The following is a 17,206-nucleotide window of genomic DNA, read 5'->3' as shown; positions in this document are numbered from 1 at the left end:
GGCCTATCGAGACTAAGAACAATTATCAGGCGACCAACTGCAGAAAGGCGCCATTGAATCCGAGGAGGGCTGTCCTAGGCTCAGGATGACAGTGTCAAAATAGAGGCACACATGCGCAGTCTATCGATAGGTCTTGTGGTTGTTGCCTGTTTTTTGGCAGTTGGCTGGTGGTGGGGGCGTCCCCAGCCCATGCCCGTGCAGTTGGTGGCGGTGGAGCGCGGACCGGTGGAGACCCTGGTGGCCAATACCCGCGCCGGCACCCTGAAGTCCTGCCGGCGTTCGCACCTGTCGTTCAATATCGGCGGCCAGGTCAGCGAGCTGCTGGTCGACGAGGGGCAGCGGGTCGAGGCGGGCCAGGTGCTGATGCGCCTGCGCCAGGATGATCGCCTGGCCCGGGTGCAGGAAGCCGAGGCGCGCCTGGAGGCCAAGCGCAACGCCCGCGAGCAATCCTGTCGTCAGGCCAAGCTCGATCAGCGCGACCTGCAGCGCCTGGAGCGCCTGGCCGCGCGCAAGTTGCTGGCCGCCGATCGCCTCGACCAGGCCGAGACCCGCGCCCGCCTGGCGCAACTGGCCTGCACCTCCAGCGCCGCGTCGATCCGCGAGGCCGATGCCAATCTGGCACTGCAACGTTCCTTGCTCGACCAGGCCAACCTGCGGGCGCCTTTCTCCGGCACGGTGGCGCAGATCAACGGTGAGCTGGGCGAGTACGTCACGCCCTCGCCGCCGGGCATCCCGACCCCGCCTGCGGTGGACCTGATCGACGACAGCTGTCTCTATGTGGACGCGCCGATCGACGAGGTGGACGCCGGTCGCGTGCGCATCGGCATGCCGGTGCGCATCAGCCTGGACGCTTTCCGCGGGCGCACCTTCGTCGGCCAGGTGAGCCGCATCGCGCCCTTCGTCCGCGAGCTGGAGAAGCAGGCGCGTACCGTCGATGTCGAGGTGCGCTTCGTCCAGCTGCCGGTGGATGTGACCCTGCTGACCGGCTACAGCGCCGATGTGGAAATCCTCCTGGAGCAGAGTGCCGGCGGCCTGCGCATCCCCACCGAGACCCTGTTGGAGGGGCGCCGGGTACTGCGCTACGACCCCGCTACCGGAATGCTGCGCGAGGTGGCCCTGAATACCGGTCTGGCCAACTGGCGCTGGACCGAGGTGCTCGGCGGCCTGCAGGAGGGCGAGCGGATTCTCGCCAGCCTCGACCAGGAAGGACTCGAGGACGGCATCGCGGTGATCTCGGCGGATCAGCCGGAGCCGCGGCGATGATCCGCCTGAGCGGTCTGACCCGCCGTTTCCAGGTCGGCGAGCAACGCGTGGTCGGCCTCGACGGGCTGGAGCTGGAGGTCGCCGCCGGCGACTACCTGGCGGTGATGGGGCCGTCCGGCTCGGGCAAGTCGACCCTGCTCAACATCCTCGGCCTGCTGGATGCCCCGGACGGCGGCGAATACTGGCTCAACGGCGAGGCCACGGCGGCGCTCAGCGAGGCGCGCCGCGCCGAGTTGCGCAGCCGCTGGATAGGTTTCGTGTTCCAGTCCTACCACCTGATTCCGCGCCTGAGCGTGCTGGAGAACATCGAGTTGCCGATGCTCCTGGCCGGCATCGAGGCGAAGCCGCGCCGTCAGCGCAGCCTCCAACTGGCCGAGGGCCTGGGCCTGGGCGAGCGCCTGGGGCATCGCCCGGGCGAGCTGTCCGGCGGCCAGCGCCAGCGGGTGGCGATCGCCCGGGCCGTGGCCATGCAGCCGCAGCTGCTGCTGGCCGATGAGCCCACCGGCAACCTCGACAGCCACGCCGGCGAAGAGGTGTTCGCCCTGCTCGAGGCGCTCAACGCCGAGGGCCTGACCCTGATCGTGGTGACCCATGATGCCCGGCACGCGGCCCGCGCGCGGCGCCAGCTGCGCCTGTGCGACGGTCGCCGGGTTCACGAGGCTCAGCGGGAGACGGCCTGATGCGCGCCGTCGATGCCGTGCAGCTGTGGCTCGGTGCCCTGCGCGGGCATCGCTCGCGCAGCCTGATGCTGCTGCTGGCGGTGGGCATCGGCGTGCTCGCGGTGGTCCTGCTCACCGGTCTGGGCGAGGGCGCGCGGGCCTTCGTGGTCCAGGAGTTCGCCAGCCTGGGGCGCAATACCCTGATCGTCCTGCCCGGGCGCAACGAGACCACCGGCGGCATGCCGCCGATCACCGGCTTGTCGCCGCGTGAGCTGACCGCCGGCGACGCCCGCGCCATCGCTCGCCTGCCTCAGGTGCGGCGGGTCGCGCCGCAGCAGGCCGGCCAGCTGCAGGTCAGTGCCGGCAATCGCAGCCGCGAGGTCCTGGTCCTGGGCACCAGCCGCGACTTCTTCGCCATTCGCCAGTTGCGGGTGGCCCAGGGCCAGGCGCTGCCGCGGCTGGCCTACGACGAGCCCGAGGCGGTCTGCGTGATCGGTGCCGGCCTGCGCCGCGAGCTGTTCGGTTCGGCGCCGGCCCTCGGCCAGTGGCTGCGCGCCGGCGACCGGCGCCTGCGGGTGATCGGTATCCTCGCGCCGCGCGGCGAGTCCTTCGGCATGGACTTCAACGAGATGCTGATCATGCCGCTGGCCAACGCCCAGGCGCTGTTCAACCGAGAGGGCCTGCTGCGCGCGTTCGTCGAAATTCGCGGGCCACGCTTCCTGGCCAGCAGCCGCGCGCAGATCCTCGCCACCCTGCGCGCCCGTCACGGCGGCGAAGAGGATGTCACCCTGGTCAGCCAGGGCAGCCTGCTCGGCGCCTTCGACGACATCCTCGCGACCCTGACCCTGGCCCTCGCCGGGGTCGCCGCCATCAGCCTGCTGGTGGCCGGCATCCTGGTCATGAACGTCACCTGGATCTCGGTCAGCCAGCGCACCGCCGAGATCGGCCTGCTCAAGGCCATAGGGGCGACGGCCGGGCAGGTGCGCCTGCTGTTTCTCGGCGAGGCGGCGTTGCTGGCCCTGGGCGGGGCCCTGGCCGGCCTGCTGCTCGGCGAGGCGCTGCTGTGGGGTGCGCGCCTGCTGCTGCAGCTGCCGCTCTACGCGCCCTGGTGGGCGCGGCTCGGGGCCTTGGCCCTGGCGCTGGCCAGTGCATTGCTGTTCGCCTGGCTACCGGCGAGTCGCGGCGCCGCCATGGCCCCGGTGGCGGCCCTGCAGCCGTTGGCAGGGGGGCACTGATGCAGTTTCACGATGGCCTCAAACTGACCGGCTCGGCCCTGCTCAGCCGGCCGCTGCGCAGCCTGTTGACCCTGCTGGGGGTGGCCATCGGCATCGCCGCGGTGGCGTTGCTCACCGCCATCGGCGAGGGCTTGCGCGGTTATGTACAGGAGAACTTCGCCCAGTTCGGCACGCGCAACCTGACCATTCGCCCGGGGCGGAGCCAGACCGCCGGCCTCGGCGGCCTGCTCGGCAGCGTGCGTCCCCTAAGCATTGCCGATGCCGATGCGCTGCGCCGCCTGCCCCATGTCGAGGCGGTGGTGCCGATCATCCAGGGGCATGGCGATGTGCAGTACGGCCGCCTCGATCGGCGCATCGGCATCCTCGGCAGCGGTCACCAGATGGCCCAGGCCTGGCGCTTCCGGCTGGCCATGGGCGAATTCCTCCCGGAGCCGCGCGCCGGCCGTTCGCCGCCCTACGTGGTGCTCGGCCATACCCTGCGCGAGGAGTTGTTCGGCGATGCCAATCCGCTGGGACAGCGGGTCCGGGTCGGCGGCATGCGCTTTCGGGTGATCGGGGTGATGGAGGAGAAGGGCCGTCTGCTCGGTTTCGATATCGACGACATCGCCTACATCCCGGTGGACTGGGCGCAACGCCTGTTCAACCGCGACGGCCTGGCCAAGATCAACCTGGTGTTCAATGGCGGCACCCGTGCGGTGACGCTCGGCGAGCGGGTGCGCCGGGTGCTGATCGAGCGCCATGGGGGCGAGGACTTCAGCCTCACCACCCAGGACGACATGCTGCGCAGCCTCGACCGCATTCTCGCCATTCTCAGCCTGGCCATCGGTGCCCTCGGCGGCGTCTCGCTGCTGGTCGGGGCGGTGGGCATCCTCACCATCATGACCACCACGGTGGGCGAGCGCGCCGCGGAGATCGGCCTGCTGCGCGCCATCGGCGCCACGCCGCGCCAGGTGCTGGGCCTGTTCCTCGGCGAGGCGCTGCTGCTATCGCTGCTCGGCGGTGTGCTGGGGCTGTTGCTGATGGGGATGCTGCTGGGGGCCTTGCATCTGCTGGTGCCCGGCCTGCCGCTCAGCCTGCAGCCGCTGTTCCTGTTGCTGGCATTGCTGCTGGCCGGGCTGATCGGCGTACTCGCCGGCATCGCCCCGGCACGGCGGGCGGCGCGCCTGCAGCCGGTGGAGGCGCTGCACTGCGAGTAGGTTCAGCCACGTTCCGGTTGGGCCTGGGGCGGCGCAGCGAGGGCGCGGCCCGCTCGCGGCTTGGGTTCGAGCAGGGCGCGGCGAATCTTCTCGTAGTCCTCGTAGGGCAGGCCGCTGCGGCTGAGCAGTTCGAGGGAGAATTGCCTGATCTCGGCGTCGCTGTAGGGGCGTTCGTCGGCTGCCCGCGGTGTGGCGCAGCCGGCCAGGGGGAGGGCGAGCAGGGCGAGGGCAATCGGGCGTTTCATCGGGGTACCTATGGGCGGCGGTAACGGCATGCCCACAGGTTAGGGGTCGATGGGACCGGGTAAAAATCATTCGCCCCGATAGTGGCTATCGGCGGCCTCACTCCAGCGATGGCGAGGTCGGGGTGCCGATGCGGCCGAACGGCGCATTGGGCAGGCCGGTTTCCACGGCCATCAAGGGCGAGTTGTTGACCCATACATCGTCGATCACGATGGTCTTGCCGATGTCGTCGCTGTCCGCGGCCACCAGCAGGTAGTAGGTCGCGTCTTCCGGCGCCTCGCCGTCCCAGCCGAGGTTCATCCGGCCGACGCCGGCCGAGGCCTGGCTGGCGATCACCGCGCCGTTGGCGTCCAGCAGCAGGGCCCGAGGCTTCAGGGCGAACTTGTCGATACCCAGGCAGCTGTCCTGGCACGGCGAGCTGACGCCGAGGCGATAGCGCTCGCCCTTGTTCAGGTGAAGGGCATAGACCCGGTAATTGGACAGCGAGCTGCCGTAGGCCATGGACGGCTGGCCGGTTCTGACCGGCAGGGGAATCGCCTCGGCGTTGTGGATGGCCTCCAGGGTACTGGTGACGAGGGGGGCCTTGTCCGCATCTGCCGAGTGCGGCTGGTGCGCCTGCTGGGTGCCGGCGCAGGCGCCCAGCAACAGGCAAGCGCCCAGGGTGAAAAGCTTGTGCACGGTGAATCTCCTGTATGAACAACGTCCTTGTAAGCGTGCCGTGTCTTGCGATACGTCAGCCGGCCATTCTAGCCGTTTTCTCCGCCGCTTAATGTGACGGCGGCCTTGTGTCGCTCCATTTGTGGGATGAGCCAGGGGCATCGTCGTGGTGGGCGGCTACCCTGTAAGAGACCCATTCGCGCCGCGCGGTGCGCCCACAACCGGGAGACCCCTATGGAGAGGCACAAGAAACTCGAGACCTATGGCCGCTTCAAGCAGCAGCATCCGGACTACTTCGCCGCCGTGGAGGCGCTCGGCGCGGCGGTGCGCGAGGCCGGCCCGCTGGACGAGCGCCAAGTGCAGCTGGTGCAGCTCGGCGCAGCGGCGGCGATCCGCTCCGAGGGCGCCGTGCACAGCCATGCCCGGCGGGCACTGGAGGCGGGGGCGAGTCCGGAGCAGGTCCGTCACGCTCTGCTGGCGCTCACCAGCACCATCGGTTTTCCGACGGTGATTGCAGCCCTGAGCTGGGCCGAGGAGGTGATGGGCGGCCGAGCCCCGCAGCCTTAGGCCGCGGGGCAGGGAGGGCCTTAGCCGGCCAGGCCGACGTAGACGTTCTGCACGTCGTCGTGACCGTCGATGGCCTCGAGGAAGGCCTCGACTTCTTCCCGCTGCTCCGGCGTCAGGTTGGTCACCGGGTTCTTCGGGCGATAGCCCAGGTGCGCCGAGTTGACGGTGAAGCCCTGCTCCGGCAGGGCGCGGCTGACGGCGTCCAGGTCGGTCGGGTCGGTGATGAACAGGCTGTTGTCGTCATCGGCGACATCGAAGTCCTGGGCACCGGCCTCGATCGCCGCCAGCTCCGGGTCGGCGCCGCTGTCGCTGGAGGCCTCGATCAGGCCGACGTGGTCGAAATCCCAGGCCACCGAGCCGGAGGCGCCGAGCTGGCCCTTGCGGAACAGCACGCGGATCTCGGCCACGGTGCGGTTGACGTTGTCGGTCAGGCACTCGACGATCACCGGAACCTGGTGCGGGGCGAAGCCTTCGTAGGTGGTGCGCTCGAAGTTGACGGTCTCGCCGGTCAGGCCCGCGCCTTTCTTGATCGCCCGCTCCAGGGTTTCCTTGGGCATCGAGGCTTTCTTGGCCTGGTGTACGGCCAGGCGCAGCTTGGGGTTCATGTCCGGGTCGGCGCCGTTGCGCGCGGCGATCATGATTTCTTTCACCAGCCGGCCGAAGATCTTGCCTCTGGCGTTGGCGGCGGCTTCTTTAGGTTTGGCTTTCCACTGAGCGCCCATGCGGTTCTCTCGGTCTGTGCGGTCGTAATGGCGCGCGTGCCGGCGGCGATGGCGGACAGGCAGGCGCAGGTCAGGCGCGGATTTTAGTCGCTCCGCCGGCCGCTGGCACCCCTCAAGTTTCAGGTGGCCGACGATCACCCGCTGGCGTTGAGTCGCCATCCACCGCTTCACTCGACTTCCGGCAGGCCCAGCGCCATCAGCGCGCCCAGGGCGCCGAGCAGCGACAGCAGGAGGATGATCTGGCTGACCGCCAGCACCGCACCGAGGGCGCCGGCGAAACCCAGCAACAGCAGGATCACCCCGATCAGGCTGTTGCTGACGGCCACATAGTCCGTGCGGCGATTGCCCTGGGCCAGGTCCACCACATAGGTCTTGCGGCCGATGCGCACACCCTGGTGGGCGATGCTCAGGCCGAAGTACAGCGCCGGCAGCGTCCAGCCGAGGGCCAGCCAGCCCGGTCGCAGGCTATCGAGCAGGTAGACCAGCAGGCCCAGGGCTGCCGTCAGCACGGCGGCGAGCATCATCACCCGACGGCTGGAGAGGTCGGCGAAGCGGCCCCAGAGCGGCGCCGAGAGCAGGCTCGCGGCGCCGCTGGCGAGCATGAACAGCCCCAGCGTCGCCGCGGCCGAGCCGAGCCTCTGTTGTGCCAGCACCACGTAGTAGGGGGCGGTCAGGGCCGAGCAGAGCAGCAACGCGCGGGTGATGACGAAGCGCCGGAAGGGGGCGTCGCGGCGCAGGATATCCAGGCGCTTGACGGCCTCGACCAGCGCATTGCCGCCGCCCTCGGTCTCTCCCGGTAATTCGCGGATGCGCGCATAGATCGCCGCGGCGATCAGCCATAACAGTCCGGCACCGGCCAGCAGCAGGCCATAGGCCTGGGGCGGCAGCCGCTCGGCGCCGCTCAGCAGCAACAGCAGCGCCAGGCCGACGGTGACCAGGCCGGCGCTGCTGGCCGACCAGCCATTGACCTGGCCGCGGCGGGTCTTGGGGATGGTCTTGCCGAGCACGTCCTTGGCCGCCACCGAACTCAGACCGCGGGCCAGGCTGAACAGCACCAGCAGGCCGATGATCGCCCAGCCCGCCGCCGCACCCTCCAGCGACCAGGCCACCAGGCCGATTGCGCCGATGGCCAGGGCCTGCACCAGGCTGCCGATGACCCACACCCACTTGCGTACGGGCACCGCGCGGATATAGCTGGCGATCAGCAGCTGGGGAATCAGCGAGCCGGATTCGCGGATCGGCACCAGAAAGCCGATCAGATAGAGCGGCGCCTGCAGCGTCTCCATGACCCAGGGCAGCACCACCTTGGGGTTGGCCAGGGCGTCGCCCAGCTTGCTGAAGAAGTGGCTGAGGATCAGCAACAGGAAGTTGCCGGGCACCGCGCGGCAGGCCTCTTCGCGGATGTCGGTGCAGACCCGCGCATCCTCCTCGTTGACCAGCTTGGTGTAGATCTCGTCGCTGAGCCTGGGCATGTGGGGGCGATCTCCTGCGCTATGGCCCTGCGCAAGCCTAGGTCAAGACGGACGCCGGCGGCGACCGTGGGCCCTGGACTATGCTTGTCGTGGAGCGGCAGAGGAGAGGCGTGATGCGCACCATATTGCTGGCATTCGATGGCTCGGACAGCTCGAAGCGCGCGGTGGAGTACGTGGTTGAATTCGTCCGTTTCCATGGGGCGAAGCTGCAGGTGCACCTGATCAATGTGCAGCACGAGCCCCTGCTGTACGGCGAGTACGTGACCAGCGAATTCGTCGAACAGTTGCAGCAGTCGCTGTTGGCGGCCGCGGCCCAGGCCCTGGAGTGGCCGGCCGACCAGCTGCAGGAAGCGGGTATCGCCCACAAGTGCCACACTGCCCTGGGCAACGTGGCCGAGCAGGTCAGCGATGCGGTCAAGCAGCTGCAGTGCGACACCGTGGTGATGGGCACCCGTGGCCTGGGCACCTTCACCGGCCTGCTGCTGGGGTCGGTGGCCACCCGGGTGATTCACGAGGTGAACGTGCCGGTGGTGCTGGTCAAGTAGCGCGCCAGGCCGCCGCCGGCCCAGGACGGCGATCCACTCGGCCTTGCTCCAGGCGCAGGCGTGGTCTGGCCCGGTCGCTCATCGGCGCTGGCCGGCCCTGAAAGGCCGGGGCCCCAGTTGCAGCCCCAGGCGGCTCGAGGAGAATGACGTCGCTGCGCGCCGGGCAGGGCTATCTAGGCTTTCAGTATGTCGGCAGAGGAGACTCGCCATGCGCAAGGTATTGGTGGCATTCGACGGCTCGGACAGTTCCAAGCGGGCCCTGCAATACGTGATCGATTTCGCCCGGATGCATAAGGCGGAGCTCGAGGTGCACCTGCTCAATGTCCAGCATGAGGCGGTGCTGTACGGCGAGTACGTCAATGACGAGATGATCGCCAACATGCGTCGGTCGCAGCAGGAACAGGCCCGCGAACTGCTGACATGGCCGGCCGAACAGCTCGAGGCTGCAGGCATGACCTGCCAGCAGCATACGGCCCTGGGCAACGTGGCCGAGCAGGTGGGCATCGCCGTCAAGCAGTTGCAGTGCGACACCGTGGTGATGGGCACCCGCGGCCTGGGTACCTTCACCGGCCTGTTGCTCGGCTCGGTGGCCACCCGGGTGATTCATGAGGTGCCGGTGCCGGTGCTGCTGGTGAAGTAAAGGTTTCCGGCGCGCGTCGCCCTACGGGGGATCGACTGTGTGCCCGTATTTCCGGGCGACTGTCAGTGGGCAGGCGTCGGCGCGGCCTGTTCTAATGGCGGCTCATCCGTCAGGGGAGTCCGCGATGTCACCCAAGGATCTGCTGCTGGCGCTGGTCGTGATCATCGTCTGGGGCCTGAACTTCGTGGTGATCAAGGTCGGCCTGCACGACATGCCACCCATGCTGCTGGGTGCGCTGCGCTTCATGCTGGCGGCCTTCCCGGCGGTGCTGTTGGTCAGGCGTCCGCAAATGCCGTTGCGTTGGTTGCTGGCCTACGGCCTGACCATCTCGCTTGGTCAGTTCGCCTTCCTGTTCTCCGCCATGGCGGTGGGCATGCCGGCCGGGCTGGCCTCGGTGGTGCTGCAGTCCCAGGCCTTCTTCACCCTGTTCTTCGCCGTGCTGCTGCTTGGGGAGCGGTTGCGCGCGAGCAATCTGCTGGGCCTGCTGGTGGCAGCGGGTGGCCTACTGCTGATCGCCACCCAGGACGACCTGAGCATGACCCTCGCCGGCTTCGTCCTGACCCTCTGCGCCGCTTCGATGTGGGCGCTGGGCAATATCGTCACGCGCAAGGTCGGCAAGGTGAACCTGATGGGCCTGGTGGTCTGGGGCAGCCTGGTGCCGCCGCTGCCGTTCCTGGCGCTGTCCTGGTGGTTGGAGGGCCCGCAGGTGATGGCCACGGCGCTGCGTGGCATGGGCCTGGACTCGATCCTGGTGCTGGTCTACCTGGCCTTCGGTGCGACCCTGCTCGGCTACGGCCTGTGGAGCCGGCTGCTGTCGCGCTACCTGGCCAGCCAGGTGGCGCCTTTCTCGCTGTTGGTGCCGGTGGTCGGGCTGAGTTCCTCGGCCATGCTGCTGGGCGAGCGCCTCGGCTCGCAGCAGATGCTCGGTGCGCTGCTGGTGATGTTCGGGCTGTTGATCAACGTCTGGGGCGGCTGGCTGGTTAGCAAGCTGCGCCTGCTTGGCGCGGGGCTGCCGCGGGTGATCGATGAGGGGAATCGAAAGCCCTGAGCGGGCGCTTCGGCCCTTGCTCGGGGCCACAGGCTGGCGTCCCTGTGGGGCGAGAAGCAGGCAGTGCAGCGCGCTCCACTGGCCCCGGGTTCCGGGCGGAATCCGGGACCGGTGCGGCATCAGTCCTGGCGGCTGGTGACTTCCAGCAGGTGGTAGCCGAACTGGGTCTTCACCGGACCCTGTACGACATTCAGCGGCGCGCTGAACACCACGGTGTCGAATTCCTTGACCATCTGGCCCGGGCCGAACGAGCCGAGGTCGCCGCCGTTGCGGCCGGACGGGCAGGTGGAGTTGTCTTTGGCGACCTGGGCGAAGTCGGCGCCGGCTTCGATGGCGGCTTTCAGTTCGTTGCACTTGGCTTCGCTGGCAACCAGGATGTGACGGGCAGTGGCTCGGGCCATGGGGCGTTACTCCTAACAAAGAAGCTGCTGAGCCTACCGCAATCAGGCAGCTATTCAAGCATTCTGCTTGTTTTGGCTATCCCGCAACCTGCTTAACGGGGGCATCTCGTTGTGGAGTGCTCGATGCCAGTGTGCATCCAGGCGGTTCAGGGAGTGAGCGGAGTCGGCTGGCATCTGCCGGTGCATCACGCAGGATGAAGTTATTGTCGAGGCAGAGGGGGCGCCGCTGGGATAGCGGAACGCCCCGTGTGGCTTGTCAGGCTAGAACCTTTCAGGGTCGCCGAATGACAGTCATCAACCAGCTGCCAGCCACGAAGGCGGCGCCCGTTGCAATGAGCCCACCGACAGCCCGCCAGTTACCGAAAAAGGTGTTCAAGGCGTTGATGGTTGCCGGGACATCGCTCGTATTGGCCGCAATTGTGATGTTGGCGGTTATGCTGGGGTCTGCTTCGAGCAGCTCGCGGGTTTCGCTGCGTTCGGTGCCAACCAGAATGACCCAGTTGTCAGAAGTGACTTGTTTGGCTTGTGCTTTCACCCCTTGTTTGTTCAGGAGGCCGACAATGCCAAGGCAGACTTCTTTCGCATCCTTGTTGACGGCGGTGCAAAACCGCTTGAGGTCCGCGGTGTCGACTTTCGCTCCTTGTTTGAAGCTCAAGCGGCCAGTGGTGGATATGACTTCATCAATCACAGGTGTACTCATGCTGGCATTCCTTTTTTAAGACATGAGGCTATGAGAGGCGCTGAATCAGCGGGCGCCCCTATGCGATTCGATACAGCAGGAGGACAGGGACCGTCGTTTATTGGTACTCCAACAGTTCCCCGGTGCGCTCTTGTTGAATGGACAGCAAGCGGTCGAGCACCTGACGCGAGACCGAAGAAACCTGGGAGTAGCTGACCGACATCCTGATATTGTCGCCGCTCATGCTCGCGGTCACCGTGGCGCAGTTCATGCCGTCCGGGAAGACGATCTTCTCTGGTCCGACCACAACATTGCTGGAGATGACCTCACCGAGCACCAGGTTATTGAACAGCCCCGCATAATAAGTCGGGGTCACCTGAAACTGGGCCGCACCACTGCCGACAACATTTTTCTTGAACACCGAACCCTGACCACTCATGCCAATCCCGAGGTTGGCCAACTGGTTGGAGTTGTTTCTGATGATGATCGAGTCGGATGGCGCGGTACCGGACATTTGGATGAGCTGTTGCACGTTGTCCTTGAATACGCACTCCCACACCGTGCCCAGTTCGGCTACCAGTGTCTGACTGGCCTTGTACACACCGATACCACCGATCTGCCGATAGTTGGCGATGGCGACGTTGTAATCGATCTCCCACTCCACACCGCTCGAACCCATGGTCGGAACGGTAGTCTGCTTCCAGGAAACGCTTTCCAAACCGATGGAGTGGGGCAGCTCCTGATAGACACCCATCGTCCAAGTGCTGTTGGTGTTGTTGTTGAAGTCTATGTAGTAAGCGCTCATTGGTGTTGCTCCATGACTGTTGTTGATGAAGGCTTGTACAAGCGGCGGACCAGTAGGACGCGCAATCGTTTACCGCGCTGAACCGTTGGTAAGCTGCTAGCACGATGTAAGGGAGCAAGGTGTGTGCCATTTACTTAATTATCTGATTTATAAGGTAAAAATCCTATTAAGCTGATCGTCGTGGACGGATTCGGCCGATTCGCCCAATCAGGGTGGATGGCTTCGTCCGATAGCTGTGGTATTGAACAACCACTGTCGACATGAGCACCTAAGTTGGAAGGATTTAACGGCCGCATGCCTGCGGGCGAGGCAGGAGGGCAGAGTCCTTCCGGCCGTGCTGGTGCGTTACGAGAGGTCGTCGGAGTTGCAATGAATCGTCTTGGGGGGCAGTAGCCGATCAGGTGATGTGCTCGGGCGGCATTTGCGCAATGCGGTTCGACGGCGGGCTCCCGCCGGTTCCGGGCACGACAAGGGCAGGGGCCTGTCGCCTCGGCATTGGCCCGCGGGTGGGGGGAGCCAAAGAGGCCGCCTCCACCCTCGGAACTGATCCAGCCATAGATTCGCCAGGTGCCTAAGCGTCTGGCAGCGTCGCCTTGCTATAGCAGAGTCGACTGGGGCGCAACTTCATCCTTACCAGCGAGAGCAGAAAACTGAAGCCGCACTGATTGGGGTCGAGCACCGGTACATAACAGCCCAGTGATTCTTCGAGCAGTTCTGCGACACGAGCGGCGACGCCGACGAAGCCGGTACAGCCCAGCAGAATCGATTGGGCGCCATCCAAGCTGACCGCCTGAAGCGCCGCGTCGAAGGTCTTGGGTATCACGACATCGAGGTTCGACAGTTGATCAACCGGGCAGTTGATCGAGCGAATGGACGCGAATGACTCCGATAGGCCGTACTCCGCCACATGCCCCCTTTGCATGGCCAACGTGCTCTGTTCGATGGTGATGATGGAGAAGCGCTGAGACAGGCTCATGGCGCTGAAGGCCGAGGTCGGAAACCCTCCGATTATGGGGATATCGATCGCTTCGCGGGCGGCTTCCACGCCGCACATGTCGAAATCGCTGAGCCAGATGCCGTCGAACCCCTCCTGTTCGATGGCCCTGGCCGTCTGCACGACGGCCAGGGCGTTTTCAGTCAGATTGAGGCGGTTCTGGATGCAGGGGCTGCCCCGGTGAAGGTTGCGCACTTCCACCTCTACATCGCCCGGAAGCACCGGCCGCACGGCGGCAAGCAACAGCTGGTTAAAGGCGTCGGTGTTGACTGGCGCCAGGATGCAGACTCTAAGCCTGGTCATAGCTCACCTCCGGGCACGCCGCGTTAATGTCGCCGACCGCCCTGTACGGGCCCAGGTAGCCGATCGTCTGCAGCAGCTGCATGAAACTCCAGAGGTTCAGGCCGCCCGGCTTGCGCAGCGGCGATTCGGCTTGCCAGGCTATAAGACTGACCGGACGTCTTTTCAGCGAGGGGCTGATAGTCCCATCGGCTTCTACCACGTCGCCGTTGGAGAATACTGCGGGGCCGGGTCCCTCGACGAAGTAGGCGATACTGTCCGGCGCCATGGCCAAGGGATATGGCGACTGGCTGCTCCAGACCAGCAACGACTCATTCTCATAGATCACGCTGATGCGTGTGTCGCCTTCGTGTAGATGCACCTTGCCGATATCGAAGCCGCCGGTCGTCGTCACATCGGCCGAGACGAAACGGCCGCGTACGGTGAGGGCATAGGCGGTCAGGCCAAACCGTTGCTGCAGAAAGCTGATCATGGCCTCGGTTGACTCGATCTGGCCGTGTTGTAGCGCTCTTCCCAGCGTCAGCGCGCGAGTCAACGTCCCTCGAATCGGCAGGGCATCGGCTAGCGCGTCCGGCTCCATGATCCACATGGCCAGGCCGCCGAACTCGCCAAACTGGGGAGCGGCAACGATCGGTCGCAGCATTTGTTCGGTAATCACGGTCGCATTGTTCTGGTAGCCGACCGGGTGTTCGAAGCCCTCTTGTGGCGTGACATCCATTTCCACGCAGAGGCCGGCCTGGCTGACCAGAAACGCCGGGCGAGGCGTCACGCCAACGGCGAATGTCAGCATTGGCAGAGAGGGTACCGCCCGGCCTGCGCCGTCGGCATCGATCACCGCCAGGCCGAGGCGTGCCGCCACCAGGCAGGCCACCACGAAACCCAGTGCGCCACTTTCGGGGGGAACCACATAGGCGAGCTCACGGCCCTCGCGCGCCAGGCGTTCCTGTACCGCCTGCACGGCACGTACCGGACCCTCAGGATAGATGCAGTCGGCGATGGCCTCGGGCGCGCCCATGTAGGCCACCATGACGCTCTCCCCGTTCACTGCCTCGGCAACAGTCACTACACGGACCCTGTCGCTGGGGTAGTAGTCCCCCTGCTGGAAGTGTGCAGCCAGATGGCGCGCCGAAATCAGCGTGCCGCCGCCTCCGCTGCCGAAGAAGCAGCCCCCGACTAGCAAGGGTTCCAGATCGTTGCGTCCTAGCTCGTAGGCCATGCCTAAACTCCTTTTTAAACAACGTGGTTTTCGACTAATTGCGTAACTGGTCGAGCAGATCCAGCGCTCGGCCGAGGCCGGTGTAGATAACCTTCGGCTCCATGCCGCGTACTGTTCGCAGCAGTACCTCGATGGCCTGTGCGCGGCGGCCAGTCTGGTTTAGCAACACTGCGAGTTGTGTGGCGGCGCTGATGCTTGCGGGGACTGCACCCAGCGTTCGGGCCGTCGACAGCGCGCTGTGCAGGCTGCTTTCGGCGCCTTCGGCATCTCCCGCGGCCAGAACGGCACGGGCCTTGAGCGTCATCAGCTCGCCGAGGTAAGCGCGCTCCTGATGATCGAGCGCCACGTCCAGGGCGTGGGTGGCCAGGCTGATCGCCTCCTGGGGGCGGCCTGCGTGCAGGAGTATTTCCCCGCGCTTCCAGGCCTGGAATGAGTGAAACAGTCGTCCGCCGTTGCGTAGGACATGGTTTTCATAGCCGTCGGCGATGGTCCGTTCGGCCTCATCGAGCAGACCTTCGGCCCCTAGATAACAGCCGTGAAATACGCGGCCGATGCCCTGGAAAAAGGAAGAATCCTGCTCCTCGGCCAGGCTTTCCAGCCTCAAGGCCAAGGGTTTCAGGGGCACGTAGTCTTCGAACAGGCAGCTCAGCCAGGCGGCTCCTTGAAGTGCAACGAGTCGATAGGCGGAGTTGTGTTGCAGCCCCGACGCGCGCTGGACCAACTGCTCGAGGACCTTTCTAGCATGTTGGAACATGCCCAATTCGAAAGCTGCCAGGCCTTCGAGGGTGATCGCCAGCCCGATCAGGTCCAGGCCCTGGCTTTCGTGTCGGCCGGGATGACAGTTGCTCGAAAGCCCCGCACGAGAGAGGCATGCCAGCGTTTCTTCTTTATCGCCAAGCCAGAAAAGGGTATTGGCCATTGCCACGTGGGCTTCCACCTTGCTGCTGGCGTTGCTAGAGGAGTGGGTACGCTGCAGCATGTCCTGAGCGGTGGCCCGAGCGTTGACCAGATCCAGGCTCATCAACTGAGTGGTCCAGACGCCGAACTGAATCGAGGCCAGCTCATCGGCGTCGCACAGATCACGTCCGACTTCGAGGGCCGCTTCGTAACTGGCGGTGCTGGTCTTGCTCAGCCAGCCCTCGATGCTGCGAAAGCTGACGCCGAGCAAACGGTGGAACTCGAACTGAAAGCGTCCCAGGTCCTGATGCTCATAGACTTGATTGGCGACCGCCAAACCTTCTTGAAGGTGCGGTAGTGCTTCGCGGAAATGGGCTCGGGCGACCAGCGCACGGCCTTTCTCCAAGCATTTCTCCACGGCCAGGTGTTTGTCCTGGCGCAGCTTCAGACGTCGCTCGACCACCTTTCTGTTCACGCCCAGCAGTTGAGCGGCTGCGGTCTTGTTACCTGAGCAGGTATGCAGTGCATGATCGATCAACAACTGTTCCGTGGCAGCCAGCTTATCCTCGCCGTGCAGTTGCAGCAGCGCCTCGGCCAGACTGGAATGGTTTTCCGGCGCCGGCTGTTCTTGAGAAAGAAAGGGCTTCAGGTGCGCCACGTCGATATGCGGGGTTTCAGCCAGAACGCCGATTCGATCGATAAGGTTGCGCAGCTGGCGCACATTACCTGGCCATGGCCGTTGGCACAGGAGCGCCTTCGCCTCTGCAGTGAAGGAGATGGGGCAGGGCTGGTGGCGACAAAAGTAATCAATCAGGTCGGGAATGTCCTCCTGGCGCTGCTCAAGCCCTGGAAGCGCCAGTTCAACCACCGCTAGGCGGTAGTACAGATCTTCCCTGAATCGTTCCTGCCTCACCAGCGCCCGCAGATCCCGATGGGTGGCGGCGATGACGCGTCCTTCGAACCGCAGATTCTCGCTTGATCCCAGGGGGCGGTATGTCCGGGTTTCGAGAACCCGCAGCAACTTAGGCTGCAGTGAGAGCGGGAGTTCGCCAATTTCATCCAGGAACAGCGTGCCGCGGTCGACCATCTGTAAATGGCCGGGACGGTTGCTGTTGGCGCCGGTAAACGCCCCCTTGGCACAACCGAACAGTTCCGACTCGAGCAGCGACTCGGGGATAGCACCGCAGTTCAAGTCGATAAAGGGCAATCCGGCGGCGCCCAAGCGGTGCAGCATCTGCGCCGCGACCTCCTTGCCCGACCCGGTAGGACCGCTGATCAGGACAGTGTGATCCGTGCGGGCTATCCGGTGGATCAGGCGCTGCAGATCCTGAAATGCTCTCGACCGACCGATCACCTGCGGTTCGGCGGGCTCCGCTTGGCTGGAGAGTCGTGTATAGGCTGAATGAGCCGCATGCATCGTCTTGATAATCCGTTATGAAGACCAGCGAGTTCGAGGTGCGCCGCAGTCCAGGCCCCAATATGTCGAGCCCATTCCTTGTACTGCGCTGTGCTTGCGTGGCGGGGAGTCGCTCCCCGCTTCCTGCACGTGCGTACCGGTCGAAAAATACAGACTTCAAACTCTAGCAGCGATCTCCCCGAGTGAAAGAAATACACCACCTGATAAGAGCCCGGCCGTCTGCCGATGCCTCTGCTATGAGGCAGGCGGC

General features: G+C 65.4%; 18 protein-coding genes. 8 read left to right on the top strand and 10 right to left on the bottom strand.

Annotation, left to right across the window (positions count from 1 at the left end):
• Nucleotides 1–111 precede the first annotated feature (111 nt).
• From ACSX1C_RS09055 to ACSX1C_RS09040, 4 genes are read left to right on the top strand one after another with little or no spacing between them, the layout of a single operon-like run.
• A complete protein-coding gene (locus ACSX1C_RS09055; RefSeq protein WP_439889135.1) occupies nucleotides 112–1,263 on the top strand; it encodes an efflux RND transporter periplasmic adaptor subunit in 1,152 nt (383 codons plus the stop codon).
• Nucleotides 1,260–1,943 carry an ABC transporter ATP-binding protein gene (locus ACSX1C_RS09050; RefSeq protein WP_439889134.1) on the top strand — a complete coding sequence of 228 codons (684 nt, stop codon included), beginning with the start codon at nucleotides 1,260–1,262 and terminating at the stop codon, nucleotides 1,941–1,943. The genes ACSX1C_RS09055 and ACSX1C_RS09050 overlap by 4 nt, the downstream gene beginning before the upstream one ends.
• On the top strand, nucleotides 1,943–3,157 hold the full coding sequence (locus tag ACSX1C_RS09045) for an ABC transporter permease (RefSeq protein WP_439889133.1): 1,215 nt from the start codon (nucleotides 1,943–1,945) through the stop codon (nucleotides 3,155–3,157). Before ACSX1C_RS09050 ends, ACSX1C_RS09045 begins: the two co-directional genes overlap by 1 nt.
• Entirely contained in the window at nucleotides 3,157–4,353 is a 1,197-nt protein-coding gene (locus ACSX1C_RS09040) for an ABC transporter permease (RefSeq protein WP_439889132.1), read from the top strand. The genes ACSX1C_RS09045 and ACSX1C_RS09040 overlap by 1 nt, the downstream gene beginning before the upstream one ends.
• Before the next feature lie 2 nt (nucleotides 4,354–4,355).
• Here ACSX1C_RS09040 and ACSX1C_RS09035 read toward each other — a convergent pair whose 3' ends face one another.
• Both ACSX1C_RS09035 and ACSX1C_RS09030 read right to left on the bottom strand, forming a co-directional pair.
• Entirely contained in the window at nucleotides 4,356–4,598 is a 243-nt protein-coding gene (locus ACSX1C_RS09035) for a lipoprotein (protein ID WP_439889131.1), read from the bottom strand.
• A 97-nt stretch (nucleotides 4,599–4,695) separates the two neighbouring features.
• The gene (locus ACSX1C_RS09030; RefSeq protein WP_439889130.1) at nucleotides 4,696–5,274 is read right to left on the bottom strand and encodes a hypothetical protein; all 579 of its coding nucleotides are present in this window, start codon (nucleotides 5,272–5,274) and stop codon (nucleotides 4,696–4,698) included.
• 213 nt (nucleotides 5,275–5,487) lie between these two features.
• On the opposite strand from ACSX1C_RS09030, the gene ACSX1C_RS09025 reads away from it, so the two are divergent.
• Nucleotides 5,488–5,820: a carboxymuconolactone decarboxylase family protein gene (locus ACSX1C_RS09025; protein WP_318645642.1), complete on the top strand. Its 333-nt coding sequence runs from the start codon at nucleotides 5,488–5,490 to the stop codon at nucleotides 5,818–5,820.
• A gap of 20 nt (nucleotides 5,821–5,840) precedes the next feature.
• Here the strand turns inward: ACSX1C_RS09025 and ACSX1C_RS09020 are convergent, their stop codons facing one another.
• Both ACSX1C_RS09020 and ACSX1C_RS09015 read right to left on the bottom strand, forming a co-directional pair.
• Nucleotides 5,841–6,542 (bottom strand): YebC/PmpR family DNA-binding transcriptional regulator, encoded by a 702-nt coding sequence (locus tag ACSX1C_RS09020; RefSeq protein ID WP_318645643.1) that lies wholly within the window; start codon nucleotides 6,540–6,542, stop codon nucleotides 5,841–5,843.
• Nucleotides 6,543–6,709: 167 nt separating this feature from the next.
• The gene (locus ACSX1C_RS09015; RefSeq protein WP_439889129.1) at nucleotides 6,710–8,014 is read right to left on the bottom strand and encodes an MFS transporter; all 1,305 of its coding nucleotides are present in this window, start codon (nucleotides 8,012–8,014) and stop codon (nucleotides 6,710–6,712) included.
• Between the two features lie 113 nt (nucleotides 8,015–8,127).
• On the opposite strand from ACSX1C_RS09015, the gene ACSX1C_RS09010 reads away from it, so the two are divergent.
• From ACSX1C_RS09010 to ACSX1C_RS09000, 3 genes are all read left to right on the top strand, one after another.
• Nucleotides 8,128–8,559 carry a universal stress protein gene (locus ACSX1C_RS09010; protein WP_439889128.1) on the top strand — a complete coding sequence of 144 codons (432 nt, stop codon included), beginning with the start codon at nucleotides 8,128–8,130 and terminating at the stop codon, nucleotides 8,557–8,559.
• 208 nt (nucleotides 8,560–8,767) lie between these two features.
• Complete coding sequence (locus ACSX1C_RS09005) at nucleotides 8,768–9,199, top strand: universal stress protein (RefSeq protein ID WP_439889127.1); 432 nt, start codon at nucleotides 8,768–8,770, stop codon at nucleotides 9,197–9,199.
• Nucleotides 9,200–9,323: 124 nt separating this feature from the next.
• Nucleotides 9,324–10,247 (top strand): EamA family transporter, encoded by a 924-nt coding sequence (locus tag ACSX1C_RS09000; protein ID WP_439889126.1) that lies wholly within the window; start codon nucleotides 9,324–9,326, stop codon nucleotides 10,245–10,247.
• 119 nt (nucleotides 10,248–10,366) lie between these two features.
• Here the strand turns inward: ACSX1C_RS09000 and ACSX1C_RS08995 are convergent, their stop codons facing one another.
• From ACSX1C_RS08995 to ACSX1C_RS08970, 6 genes are all read right to left on the bottom strand, one after another.
• Entirely contained in the window at nucleotides 10,367–10,648 is a 282-nt protein-coding gene (locus ACSX1C_RS08995; protein WP_213640584.1) for a peptidylprolyl isomerase, read from the bottom strand.
• A 271-nt stretch (nucleotides 10,649–10,919) separates the two neighbouring features.
• Nucleotides 10,920–11,348 (bottom strand): hypothetical protein, encoded by a 429-nt coding sequence (locus tag ACSX1C_RS08990; RefSeq protein ID WP_439889125.1) that lies wholly within the window; start codon nucleotides 11,346–11,348, stop codon nucleotides 10,920–10,922.
• A gap of 97 nt (nucleotides 11,349–11,445) precedes the next feature.
• Nucleotides 11,446–12,132 (bottom strand): hypothetical protein, encoded by a 687-nt coding sequence (locus ACSX1C_RS08985; protein WP_439889124.1) that lies wholly within the window; start codon nucleotides 12,130–12,132, stop codon nucleotides 11,446–11,448.
• Between the two features lie 571 nt (nucleotides 12,133–12,703).
• Entirely contained in the window at nucleotides 12,704–13,429 is a 726-nt protein-coding gene (locus tag ACSX1C_RS08980; protein ID WP_439889123.1) for an aspartate/glutamate racemase family protein, read from the bottom strand.
• Nucleotides 13,416–14,642: an S-methyl thiohydantoin desulfurase domain-containing protein gene (locus tag ACSX1C_RS08975; protein WP_439889122.1), complete on the bottom strand. Its 1,227-nt coding sequence runs from the start codon at nucleotides 14,640–14,642 to the stop codon at nucleotides 13,416–13,418. The genes ACSX1C_RS08980 and ACSX1C_RS08975 overlap by 14 nt, the downstream gene beginning before the upstream one ends.
• Before the next feature lie 34 nt (nucleotides 14,643–14,676).
• Entirely contained in the window at nucleotides 14,677–16,956 is a 2,280-nt protein-coding gene (locus ACSX1C_RS08970) for a sigma 54-interacting transcriptional regulator (protein ID WP_439889121.1), read from the bottom strand.
• Nucleotides 16,957–17,206 lie beyond the last annotated feature (250 nt).

It is taken from the genome of Pseudomonas sp. MBLB4123, from assembly GCF_051904775.1.
GTDB lineage: Bacteria > Pseudomonadota > Gammaproteobacteria > Pseudomonadales > Pseudomonadaceae > Aquipseudomonas > Aquipseudomonas benzenivorans_B.
The sequence above is the reverse complement of the archived record's forward strand: the minus strand, read 5'-3'. Positions and strand labels throughout refer to the sequence as shown.

Bases quoted from the DNA above. Each gene is read 5' to 3' on its own strand.
- ACSX1C_RS09055 (WP_439889135.1), top strand. From the start codon at position 112: ATGCGCAGTCTATCGATAGGTCTTGTGGTTGTTGCCTGTTTTTTGGCA.
- ACSX1C_RS09050 (WP_439889134.1), top strand. From the start codon at position 1,260: ATGATCCGCCTGAGCGGTCTGACCCGCCGTTTCCAGGTCGGCGAGCAA.
- ACSX1C_RS09045 (WP_439889133.1), top strand. From the start codon at position 1,943: ATGCGCGCCGTCGATGCCGTGCAGCTGTGGCTCGGTGCCCTGCGCGGG.
- ACSX1C_RS09040 (WP_439889132.1), top strand. From the start codon at position 3,157: ATGCAGTTTCACGATGGCCTCAAACTGACCGGCTCGGCCCTGCTCAGC.
- ACSX1C_RS09035 (WP_439889131.1), bottom strand. From the start codon at position 4,598: ATGAAACGCCCGATTGCCCTCGCCCTGCTCGCCCTCCCCCTGGCCGGC.
- ACSX1C_RS09025 (WP_318645642.1), top strand. From the start codon at position 5,488: ATGGAGAGGCACAAGAAACTCGAGACCTATGGCCGCTTCAAGCAGCAG.
- ACSX1C_RS09020 (WP_318645643.1), bottom strand. From the start codon at position 6,542: ATGGGCGCTCAGTGGAAAGCCAAACCTAAAGAAGCCGCCGCCAACGCC.
- ACSX1C_RS09015 (WP_439889129.1), bottom strand. From the start codon at position 8,014: ATGCCCAGGCTCAGCGACGAGATCTACACCAAGCTGGTCAACGAGGAG.
- ACSX1C_RS09010 (WP_439889128.1), top strand. From the start codon at position 8,128: ATGCGCACCATATTGCTGGCATTCGATGGCTCGGACAGCTCGAAGCGC.
- ACSX1C_RS09005 (WP_439889127.1), top strand. From the start codon at position 8,768: ATGCGCAAGGTATTGGTGGCATTCGACGGCTCGGACAGTTCCAAGCGG.
- ACSX1C_RS09000 (WP_439889126.1), top strand. From the start codon at position 9,324: ATGTCACCCAAGGATCTGCTGCTGGCGCTGGTCGTGATCATCGTCTGG.
- ACSX1C_RS08995 (WP_213640584.1), bottom strand. From the start codon at position 10,648: ATGGCCCGAGCCACTGCCCGTCACATCCTGGTTGCCAGCGAAGCCAAG.
- ACSX1C_RS08990 (WP_439889125.1), bottom strand. From the start codon at position 11,348: ATGAGTACACCTGTGATTGATGAAGTCATATCCACCACTGGCCGCTTG.
- ACSX1C_RS08985 (WP_439889124.1), bottom strand. From the start codon at position 12,132: ATGAGCGCTTACTACATAGACTTCAACAACAACACCAACAGCACTTGG.
- ACSX1C_RS08980 (WP_439889123.1), bottom strand. From the start codon at position 13,429: ATGACCAGGCTTAGAGTCTGCATCCTGGCGCCAGTCAACACCGACGCC.
- ACSX1C_RS08975 (WP_439889122.1), bottom strand. From the start codon at position 14,642: ATGGCCTACGAGCTAGGACGCAACGATCTGGAACCCTTGCTAGTCGGG.
- ACSX1C_RS08970 (WP_439889121.1), bottom strand. From the start codon at position 16,956: ATGCATGCGGCTCATTCAGCCTATACACGACTCTCCAGCCAAGCGGAG.